This window comes from Streptomyces sp. NPDC001093 (assembly GCF_040298985.1).
Taxonomy (GTDB): domain Bacteria; phylum Actinomycetota; class Actinomycetes; order Streptomycetales; family Streptomycetaceae; genus Streptomyces.
On sequence record NZ_JBEPBF010000027.1, the window covers coordinates 58,631 to 69,440 of the forward strand.

Annotated in this window: 7 protein-coding genes; 2 read left to right on the forward strand and 5 right to left on the reverse strand. The window is 69.1% G+C overall.

What is annotated here, in order from left to right; all coding sequences use genetic code 11:
- The first annotated feature begins 64 nt into the window (after nucleotides 1-64).
- Entirely contained in the window at nucleotides 65-2,116 is a 2,052-nt protein-coding gene (locus ABT288_RS16435) for an APC family permease (RefSeq protein ID WP_351607633.1), read from the forward strand.
- Nucleotides 2,117-2,243: 127 nt separating this feature from the next.
- Complete coding sequence (locus ABT288_RS16440) at nucleotides 2,244-3,572, forward strand: class I SAM-dependent RNA methyltransferase (RefSeq protein ID WP_351607635.1); 1,329 nt, start codon at nucleotides 2,244-2,246, stop codon at nucleotides 3,570-3,572.
- Between the two features lie 108 nt (nucleotides 3,573-3,680).
- On the opposite strand, the gene ABT288_RS16445 is transcribed toward ABT288_RS16440, so the two are convergent.
- The 5 genes from ABT288_RS16445 to mycP all read right to left on the reverse strand — a co-directional run bounded on the left by ABT288_RS16445 (nucleotide 3,681) and on the right by mycP (nucleotide 10,764).
- Complete coding sequence (locus ABT288_RS16445; protein ID WP_351607638.1) at nucleotides 3,681-4,880, reverse strand: hypothetical protein; 1,200 nt, start codon at nucleotides 4,878-4,880, stop codon at nucleotides 3,681-3,683.
- A complete protein-coding gene (locus ABT288_RS16450) occupies nucleotides 4,853-5,785 on the reverse strand; it encodes a hypothetical protein (RefSeq protein ID WP_351607640.1) in 933 nt (310 codons plus the stop codon). Before ABT288_RS16450 ends, ABT288_RS16445 begins: the two co-directional genes overlap by 28 nt.
- A 135-nt stretch (nucleotides 5,786-5,920) precedes the next feature.
- A complete protein-coding gene (locus ABT288_RS16455; protein WP_351607643.1) occupies nucleotides 5,921-8,692 on the reverse strand; it encodes an N-acetylmuramoyl-L-alanine amidase in 2,772 nt (923 codons plus the stop codon).
- A gap of 208 nt (nucleotides 8,693-8,900) precedes the next feature.
- On the reverse strand, nucleotides 8,901-9,431 hold the full coding sequence (locus ABT288_RS16460; RefSeq protein WP_351607645.1) for a type 1 periplasmic-binding domain-containing protein: 531 nt from the start codon (nucleotides 9,429-9,431) through the stop codon (nucleotides 8,901-8,903).
- Nucleotides 9,432-9,498: 67 nt separating this feature from the next.
- Nucleotides 9,499-10,764, reverse strand: coding sequence for a type VII secretion-associated serine protease mycosin (gene mycP, locus ABT288_RS16465; protein WP_351607648.1), 1,266 nt, complete (start codon nucleotides 10,762-10,764; stop codon nucleotides 9,499-9,501).
- Nucleotides 10,765-10,810 lie beyond the last annotated feature (46 nt).

Here is a 10,810-nt window from a genome sequence, read left to right on the forward strand (position 1 = left end):
TCGTGAGGCAGATCCGGGACACCGGGTGGGCGGCTGCCAGTTCGAAGGCCTACGATCCTCTCTCGTGTCCAAACTGACCGACGTGCCCAAACGGATCCTGATCGGGCGCGCACTGCGCAGTGACCGGCTGGGCGAAACGCTCCTGCCGAAGCGCATCGCACTCCCCGTCTTCGCCTCCGACCCGCTGTCCTCCGTCGCCTACGCGCCGGGGGAGGTCCTCCTGGTCCTGTCCATCGCGGGTGTGTCGGCGTACCGCTTCAGCCCGTGGATCGCCCTCGCGGTCGTGGTGCTGATGTTCACCGTGGTCGCCTCCTACCGGCAGAACGTCCACGCGTACCCGAGCGGCGGCGGCGACTACGAGGTCGCCACCACGAACCTGGGCGCCAGAGCCGGCCTCACGGTCGCCAGCGCCCTGCTCGTGGACTACGTCATGACCGTCGCCGTCTCCATCGCCTCCGGCATCGAGAACCTCGGCTCGGCGATCCCGTTCGTGGTCGAGCACAAGGTGCTCTGCGCGGTCGTCGTGATCGTGCTGCTGACGCTGATGAACCTGCGGGGCGTGAAGGAGTCCGGCAAGCTCTTCGCGATCCCGACGTACGTGTTCGTCGGCGGCGTCTTCGTCATGATCGCGTGGGGCGCCGTCCGGGGTCTGATCCTCGGCGACACCATGCGCGCCCCGAGCGCCGGCTACCACATCAACGCCGAGCACCAGGGCCTCGCCGGCTTCGCGCTGATCTTCCTCCTGCTGCGCGCCTTCTCCTCCGGTTGCGCCGCGCTGACCGGTGTGGAGGCCATCTCCAACGGCGTCCCGGCCTTCCGCAAGCCCAAGTCGAAGAACGCGGCGACCACCCTCGCGCTGATGGGCGTGCTGGCCGTCACCATGTTCTGCGGCATCATCGTGCTCGCCATGACGACCAAGGTCCGCATGGCCGAGAACCCGGCCACCGAACTGATCCTGGGCGGCCACCCGCTCGGCTCCGGTTACGTCCAGAACCCGGTGATCTCCCAGGTCGCCGAGGCCGTCTTCGGCAAGGGCAGCTTCCTGTTCGTCGTCCTCGCGGCGGCGACGGCCCTGGTCCTCTTCCTGGCCGCCAACACGGCGTACAACGGCTTCCCGCTGCTCGGCTCGATCCTCGCCCAGGACCGCTACCTCCCGCGCCAGCTGCACACCCGCGGCGACCGCCTGGCCTTCTCCAACGGCATCGTGCTGCTCGCGGGCGCCGCCGCCCTGCTGACCGTCATCTACGGCGCGGACTCCACGCGTCTGATCCAGCTGTACATCGTCGGTGTGTTCGTGTCCTTCACGCTCAGCCAGACCGGCATGGTCCGGCACTGGAACCGCCACCTCGCGGTCGAGGAGGACCCGGCCAAGCGCCGCCACATGATGCGCTCCCGCGCGATCAACGCCTTCGGCGCCTTCCTGACCGGTCTGGTGCTGGTCGTGGTGCTGGTCACCAAGTTCACGCACGGCGCCTGGGTGGCCGTGGTCGGCATGTGCATCTTCTACGCGACGATGACCGGGATCCGTAAGCACTACGACCGCGTCGCCGAGGAGCTCGCCGCTCCGGACGACCCGGACGACGAGATGGTCCGCCCGTCCAGGGTCCATTCCGTCGTCCTGATCTCCAAGATCCACCGCCCGACGCTGCGCGCCCTGGCCTACGCCAAGCTGATGCGCTCGGACACCCTGGAGGCGCTGACGGTCAACGTCGACGCGGCCGAGACCAAGGCGCTGCGCGAGGAGTGGGAACGGCGCGGCATCGACGTACCGCTGAAGGTCCTGGACTCGCCCTACCGCGAGATCACCCGACCGGTGATCGAGTACGTCAAGAGCCTGCGCAAGGAGTCGCCGCGCGACGCGGTGTCCGTGATCATCCCCGAGTACGTGGTCGGCCACTGGTACGAGCACCTGCTGCACAACCAGAGCGCCCTGCGCCTGAAGGGCCGCCTGCTGTTCACGCCCGGCGTGCTGGTGACCTCGGTGCCCTATCAGCTGCAGTCCTCCGAAGCGGCCAAGCAGCGGGCCCGCAAGCGGCAGGAGTGGAACGCACCGGGTGCGGTGCGCCGCGGCCCGGCGGCGGACCGGCCCAAGCAGCCGTCGGCGACCAAGGACTGAGCCCGGGGCACGGAGCCCGGGTGCTGAGCCCGGGGCCCGGCCTGTGGTGAGCGGCCGGACGACAGCCACGTAGACTGGTGGGCTGTTGTCCGGCCGTTTCCCGTTCCCGATCTGGAGTCACCCCGCCATGCAGGCAGAACCGAAGAAGTCGCTGGTCGGGGAGGAGTACGAGGTCGAGATCGGCCCCGTCGCCCACGGCGGCCACTGCATCGCCCGCACGGCCGAGGGCCAGGTGCTGTTCGTCCGGCACGCGCTGCCCGGCGAGCGGGTGGTGGCGAGGGTGACCGAGGGCGAGGAGGGAGCCCGCTTCCTCCGCGCGGACGCCGTACGGATCCTGGAGGCGTCCAAGGACCGCGTCGAGGCCCCCTGCCCCTTCGCCGGCCCCGGCCGCTGCGGCGGCTGCGACTGGCAGCACGCCAAGCCCGGCGCCCAGCGTCGTCTGAAGGGCGAGGTGATCGCCGAACAGCTCAAGCGGCTCGCGGGCCTCACGCCGGAGGAGGCCGGCTGGGACGGCACGGTGATGCCGGCCGAGGGCGACAAGCTGCCGGCCGGCCAGGTCCCGCAGTGGCGCACGCGCGTGCAGTACGCCGTCGACCCCGAGGGCCACGCGGGTCTGCGCCGCCACCGCTCCCATGAGGTCGAGCGCATCGACCACTGCATGATCGCGGCGGAGGGCGTCAGCGAGCTGGGCATCGAGCGGCGCGACTGGACCGGCATGGAGTCGGTCGAGGCGATCGCGGCGACGGGTTCGCAGGACCGCCAGGTGATCCTGACGCCGCGCCCCGGCGCCCGCCTCCCCCTGGTCGAACTGGACAAGCCGGTGTCGGTCCTCAGGGTCGACGAGAAGTCCGGCGGGGTGCACCGCGTCCACGGCCGCCCCTTCGTCCGCGAGCGCGCCGACGGCCGTACCCACCGCGTGGGCAACGGCGGCTTCTGGCAGGTCCACCCGAAGGCGGCGGACACCCTGGTGACGGCGGTCATGCAGGGCCTCCTCCCGCGCAAGGGCGAGATGGCCCTCGACCTCTACTGCGGCGTGGGCTTGTTCGCGGGGGCACTGGCCGACCGGCTCGGCGAGAAGGGCGCGGTTCTCGGCATCGAGTCCGGCAAACGTGCGGTGGAGGACGCGCGCCACAACCTCGCCGAGTTCCCGCGCGTCCGCATCGAACAGGGCAAGGTCGAGTCGGTCCTGCCGCGCACGGGCATCACCGAGGTCGACCTGATCGTCCTGGACCCCCCGAGGGCCGGCGCGGGCCGCACCACGGTCGCCCACCTCACCTCCCTGGGCGCCCGCCGCATCGCTTACGTCGCCTGCGATCCCGCCGCCCTGGCCCGCGACCTGGCGTACTTCCGCGAGGGCGGGTACCGGGTGCGGACGCTTCGGGCGTTCGATCTGTTTCCGATGACGCATCATGTGGAGTGTGTCGCCATCCTCGAACCGGCCGCGAAGGGCTCCTGACCTGGGGTTTTGTGCGTGCGCATTATGTGCAGTGTGGGCGTTACGGGCGATATCTTGACGCTGAAATGACGCTCGTGACGCTCATTTGACGCTCGTTCTGATGGGGCGTCAGGCCGTTTTTGGGCAGCTCAGGCTCTCTCGATATGGCCGGTGTCGTTGGGGTGTCCTGCGCTGCGTCACAGGTCGCTTCTGATGCTGCAGGGGCTGGCCGCCGGGGCGGCGCGGCGAGGGCACGAGGTACGGAAGGTCGGGTCGTCCTACTTGCCGCGTGAGGGTGGGATGGACGTCGTTGTCGACGGCCCAGGTCACCCGGCGGTCGTCGGTGACCGGACCGGCGGGCAGGTCGGCCAGGCCGCTGGTGGTGGCGGTGCCGGTGTGGACGTCGGTCAGGGTCAGTTTGTCCGCCGCAGTGTCGTGCTCGACGACGAATCCGTCGCCGAGCTGGGCGGGATGGGCAGGTACAGGGGCGTCCTTGCCGGTGGCCAGGTCGTGCACGCCGGCCGGGCCCGAGGGCCCGCAGGACCAGTACACCCAGTGCTGGGCGGCGGCCTGCAGCTCACTGGGCACACACGGGGCGTCGGTCGCGACGGTCTGGACGGTGCGCTGGGTGGTGAGGTCGATCTGGGGCAGGGTTCCGGCGGCAGGACCGGGGACCCACACGGTGGAGCCGGACAGTGCGGCGGCGGAGATGGGGCGGGTGAAGAGCACGTGGCTGTTGCCGCCGGCGTCCGCGTCGCCGATGTACTGCTTCTTCGTGGAGCCGCCGTTGTAGGCCACGTAGGGGCCCTCGGCGTCGACGAGGGTGCCGCCGGTGGCGCCGGGGGTGACCAGCACCGCGGAGTCGCCGGGAGACTGCACGGTGACGGCGTCGCCCTGGCTGTTGGTGTTCGGCCACAGCTGGGAGATGTTGCCGTCACCGGTGGCGATGGGCGGGTTGCAGGTGGCCGTGGTGTCGCAGTGGGTGGGGGAGAAGGGGGAGCCGAAGTTCTGCTCGGATCCGTACGAGGGTGGCGAGTCCGGCTGGACGCTGCGGTCGTAGACGAGATCCCCACCGGCGGACGTGCGCCGCACCGTGAACAGCTTGCCGCCTGCGAGGGTCAGGCCGTCGATGGGGGCGGGCATGCCGGGGTCGGAGTCCACGGCGGTTCCCGTCGGGGTGCCCGCCGACCCGGCGGTGAACCGGCGGGCCGCCCAGTCGGTGACCGATGAGCCACCCACGACGACGGCGCCGCCCGGCTCCTGCCTGAGGCTGCTGGTAATGACGTGGTCCAGGACCGGTGTCAAGGCCGTTGAGCCGGACAGGGGCATCTGTAGAGCGGGTAACCGATCGCGTCGTCTGCGCTGGACGGGCCGGTGTGCGACGCTGCGTACGTGATGAGTAGGGAGTCGCCCGCGATGCCCACCTGGTAGAGGGTGCTGGTGTACGTGCTGCCCAGCGGTGCCGGCGGGACCTGGATGGTGTTCTCCGTTCCGCCGAGGGCGGAACGGGACACGACGTGGACCTGCCCCCCTGAGGTGGTCCCGTCGGCTCCGTACGACGAATACCAGGCGATGTACGTGCTGGACAGCACGGCGCGGGCACCGGAGACCAGCGGCCCCATGACGGGCGTGACCGCACCGGTCGCCAGGTCCACCAGCGCCAGCCGGTTCTCCGTGGTGCCGTTGGTGCTCTCGGTATAGCGCAGTACTACCGAGTTGGCGTCCCCGGCCATCACCACGGCCTGCAGTGTGGCGCCCGCAGGCCAGCCCGTGACCGGTGTGTCGGTCTGCTGCCCGTCCGCCACGCCGAGCACGTGAAAGCCCGTCACGGTTCCATCAGCGGTCTTGGTGACCGTCAACAGGCGTGAGCCGAACGTCCCGACGTAACTCTGGCCAGGGCCCGGCTTGATGGTCGTAGTCGTATCCGAGTCCATGTCGTGCAGGTGGTAGCCGTCGGCCGACGGGGTTGCCACCACGTCGGCACCCGCGCCCCAGTATCCGGGTGCCGGGTTGGCCGTGACATGCGGTACCGGGATGTCCGGTCCGCCCGCGTACTTCGTCCAGACGAAGGCGGACTGGTTATCGGGCTGGTGCAGGAAGCCGCCGGTGCCTGCGAAGACGACGACGTCTTTGGGCGGGTTGCTCAGCAGTGCGGCTGGTATGACCGTCTCGCTGAGGCTGTCGGCCGAGGCCGTCGCGGTGGTCAGGGGCAGGCCCCGGAAGTGAGGGCGCATGCCGCGGCGACCGCGATGCATCCGCTTCTCAGGGTGTGCTGGGCCACCCGTTCCTCCTTCGGACGGGGCTGTCCTGCCCGGCGTCGGCCGGGCAGGACAGCCTGTCAGACTTTCAGTTACGCGCGGTCAGCAATGTCATGGCACGTCCTTGTAGGTGCCGGTGGACCAGAGTGCACCGCCGGTGGCGGCGCCGCCGCCGTTCTTGTAGACGACGAAGTTGCCATCGTTCTGCATGACGGCGTAGGAACCGGAGTGTCCCCAGGTGCCGGTTGACCAGAGAGCGCCGCCACTACTCGGACCGCCGCCGCTCTTGTACACGACAAGGTTGCCGTCGCTCTGCATGTAGGCGTAGGCGCTGGAGTGGCCCGAGGTGGCGCTGGACCAGATGGCCTTGCCGTCGCTGTTGCGGTAGATCACCAGGTTGCCGTTGGGCTGCATGACCAGCCGAGTGTACTGGGCCTGGGTCCACCAGCCGGGCCAGAGTTTCTGGCCGGAGGCGATGCTCTGCCCGCGCTTGTAGGTGCCGGTGGACCAGAGTGCGCCGCCGGTGCCGGGTCCGCCGCTGCTGTAGACGACGAGGTTGCCGTCGTTCTGGACGGTGGCGTAGGCACTGGAGTGACCGTAGGTGCCGGTGGACCAGAGTGCGCCGCCGGTGCCGGGTCCGCCGCTGCTGCCGTAGACGACGAGGTTGCCGTCGTTCTGCATGTAGGCGTAGGCGCCGGTGTGGCCGTTGGTGCCGCTGGCCCATACTGCGGGGCCGTTTCCGCTGCCGCCGGTCTTGAGGTAGGCGACGAGGTTGCCGTCGTTCTGCATGGTCAGCGTCATGCTGGTGCTGGACAGGCTGTGGCCGGGAATGAGGAACTGGCCCGGTTGCATGCTGGAGCCGGCGGCCGTCGGGGCGACCGGTGTGACGGTCTTGACGTCGGCGCTGTCGACGTAGGCGAGGCGGCCGTTGTACTGGATCGGGTAGTAGGTGGTCGTTCCGGTGACGAGGGTCCGGTCGTCGGGGGCGCTGCCGTCGATGTTGACGGAGTTGTCGAAGTCGCCCTTCACGGCGGGCTGGGCGAGGTAGAGCTGACCGGTCGCGATGGTGTACTTCGACAGGGGTGTGACGGGCTGTGGGGTGATGGCGGCGGGGTAGGCGCCGGCCTCGGGGTAGGCGCGGCCGTAGACGGGGATCGAGGCGGTGCCGTCCTTGGTGGTGATGAGTGTCTGGCTGGTGTCGTCGGCCGGGATGGTCCACCTGCCGCCGGGGTTGTCGAACCAGGCTTTCTGCCCGCCGTACCAGATCGCTGTCCAGTCGCCCTGCTGGGCGGCGACGACGAACCGTTGCCCGGCGACAGCCTTGTCGCCCCAGTCGAATCCGGCCGTGGTGCCGGAGCCGGTGGAGTGCAGGTAGGGGTCGGCGATCAGAGGGTCGCTGGTGGAGGGGCCGGTGCGCAGGTAGACGAAGTTGGCCGGCTGCGCGGCAGCGTTGTCGACGGGGGGTTCGTTGGCCGTGGTGAATGGCGGGGTGATGGTGACCAGTTCACCGGTCTGCAGCGGATCGCCGACGGGGTTGGAGCCGATGGGCGCGCCCAGGAGCTGCAGGTAGTGGGTCCAGTCCCAGAAGGGGCCGGGATCCCAGTGCATACCGGCGACGTAGGCGTCCAGCGGGCCGGGAACGTTGTCGTGTCCGAAGATGTGTTCACGGTCGAGGGGGATGCCGTACTTGGCGGCCAGGTACTTCACCAGCGCGGCCGAGGACTCGTACTCGGATTCGGTGTACCAGGAGGCGCCGGAGATGGCGTAGCCCTCGTGCTCGATGCCGATGGAGTGCATGTTGACGTACTTGTTGCCCGAGTGCCAGGCGATGTCAGCGTCGGGCACCATCTGAGTGACCAGCCCGTCGGAGGAGCGGATCACGTAGTGGGCGCTCGCGTACCCGGTGGGGTCCTGGAACTGGCTGACCGCCGTCGCGTAGTCCGATTCGGTGTCGTGGATGACGATGTTCCGGATCGTATCGCCGTCCGCCGGGCGGTTGGCGATGTCGTAGTTGCCGTAATTGCTCTTGTCGTTGGGGTCGTTCTGCGCGTATGCGGCGGCCACGAAGTTGCAGACCAGGCCGGACGGGCACTCGGGCGTCGGCGTCGTGGTCCCGTCCGCCGGGACGGCGTAGCCGGCCGTGGCATATCCGGTGGTGGATCCGCCCTGGGTCCAATAGTCGGCCGGCCGGTAGCCCGCACTCGTGATCCGCGGCCGCAACGTGGGCTGCGCGGACACGGTGACCTGTTGCCCGTCGGCCGTGGTGCGGCTCAGCCCGCTACGGATGTGGGCGTAGACCCGCCGCGCGAACTGCGCAGCGCCCGCGGAGTCCGGCGACTGGCTGAACCGCTCCACCGCCGGATACCACTGCGCCGGATCCGCAGGAAGAGCGCCGGTGGCCTCCTTCTCATACCGGGCGAGCAACGCGGCCCCACCGCGCACGCTCTGTTCCATGTCCCCGCGCAGGGCACCGGCCGGCTTGCCGATCAGCTTCGCGGCCTGGTCGAGGGTGTGCAGCGCCGGAGCGGACGTCCGCACCGCCCCCACGTCCGCCAGAAGCCGCGCGTCCGGGTGAAACCTGCCCCGGTGGTCGTCACCCCGCATGTCGAGTTCGGCCCTCCGGTCCATGGCCGAGGGCCGCTTCAGCGTGTCCGGGCCGACCTGGGTCAGGCCCATCACGTTGTAGTTGCCGGTGGTGCTCGGGCTGCCGCCGTGGCTGTCCCACCGGCTCTGCTGATACGCCACCGCCATCAGCACGCTCTGCGGCACGCGGAACTCCTCGGCAGCCGCGGCGAATTCGTGCTGCAACGCGTACGGTTGCGGTCCACCGGGCTGCTGCGCCTGCGCCAGTGCTGTGACACCCGCCGCTGCGACCGCCAGCACGCCCGCGATCCCCAGTGACAACCGCACGTGCGATCTGCGGTGTCTGTTCCGTCTTTGAGTCAACGTTTGCAATCCCTTTGCTGATGTGGGCCGCGGATCACCCGATGAGGGACGGGCATTGAGGCGAGGCAGGTGTCAGTATCGAAAGAACTGGGTGAGAAGAAGGTGTGTGGCGCTGCTGTGGCCGTAGTGCCGTTGGGGCGGCAACTCAGGTCCGGTGCGATGGCCGCGGGTTTGCGGCCTGTTGTACCGCGCTGATGACAGCCGATCGGTCCGCCGGTGAAAAATTACGTACGTTGGGCAGCATGACCGCTGGGCCCATGGCGATGAATCGCTGATGGGGGTTGTGCCGGGCGGCCGTGGCCACAGCATCATGGAGTTCGGGACCCACGGAGATGATCAGTCCGCACTTGCGCTGTACGAGGCTGTTGACATAAGGCAGGGACGCTGCCGTGCTGCCTTTGGGGACCTGGATGTGCTGCGCGTTGATGGCGGCACCCGAAGCGGCCTTCTGCAGGGATGACCAGACGGGCTGGGTCATCGCCGCGTCCTGCTGTCCGTTGATGAGGCAGGTGCGAAAATTCCTTGAGATGTTGTTGGCGACGATCTTCGGTGTCCGTGGACCGGCCAGCAAAGCGACGGCAAGCCATGCCAGCAGACCGGTGGCGACCAGTGCGCCTGCGGCAGCCAGGAGCCGGGCCCTTCCAAGGCGACGCTGAAGGCTGAAGGGAAGGTTCACGTGATGTGCTCCGGAATTGGTTCTCGAAAATGGCCTGCTGCCCGACCGGTGAAGGCGAGCCGCACCTTCAGGCTCGGCTTTTCTGGTTCTTCCTGCCTGAATTGGCAGCGGGACGCGATGTGCCGCGTGACGGCGTCGGAGTCGGGTCTGCCTGCTTGGCGGAACGGCTCCTGCGGCGCCGGACGACGATCCACGACGACATGGAGATCAGAGCCACTGCCGCCCCACCCAGCGCGATGACCGTGATCCACCCGACGCCGGCGTTCGTCTGCTTGCCCAGCGGGTCGGCGGACAGAAGCGGGTTGGCGGCTGAGCCGTCGACGGCGGCGGGCGCGCGCAGAGCCGCCAGGGGGTCGACGAGACCGTAGCCGTACTCGTCGTCGTGGCCGCTGCCACCGGGCCGTTGGGCGGTGCTGATCAGCCGGCGGATCGTCTGGCCCGCACTCAGGCGAGGGAAGGCGGAACGGACCAGCGCAGCCGCTGCAGAGACATAGCCGGCCGCGTAGCTCGTGCCGTCCGCCCTCACATACTGGCCGCGGTCGTTGGCGGAGTAGATCCCGGCGGCCGGCGCGGCGAGTGTCGATGTGGGCCCGGATTCGCTCACCGGCCAGAAATGACCGTCGGAGTCGGCTCCGGTGACGTCGACGACGCCAGGGAAAGCGGCCGGATACATCGCCGGGTTGCCGTTCTCGCCCGAGTTACCGGCGGAGGCGACGACGACCGCATCCTTGCCGAGTGCGTAGTGGACCGCTTCGCGCAGCAGAGGGTCGGGTGTGGTCGTTCCGGAAGATACGTTGATGACCTGTGCGTGGTGATCGGCGGCGTATTTGATGCCCTGCGCGATAGCGGTGGGATCTGCGGTCGCGTTCGTGGACACGCGAACGGGAAGCACTTTGGACTCCGGTGCGAGTCCGGTCATTCCGGTGCCGCCGTTCGCTTTCCCGGTGCCGGCGATGATGGCGGCGATGGCTGTTCCGTGCGAGTCGCTCGAGATGTCGGTCTGGCCGTTGTCCCGAGCATCTCCGATGAACCCTGCGCCCTGGAGGACCTGGCCCTTCAGGTCCGGATGAGCGGCGTCGACTCCGCTGTCGATGACGGCGACGGTGACGCCCTGGCCCTGTGACACGTGCCAGATCTCGTCCGCTTGGAACTGCGTGAGCGGCCACTCGGACTGGCGAATGACCACCGCTTCGGCGGGAGCGTCGGTTGTGACGGCCAGGAGCCCCGCAAGAGCAGTGCCGACAAGAAATCGGCAAAGGGGCAGTGGCGCAATGGGCGCGAATTTTCTGCCGGACCGTCTTCGTGGGATCGGGAACAGCACGAACAGCTCCAATCGGTGCGGGGTCTTCCGTACGGCATGCACGGGGAGCGCACGGAGC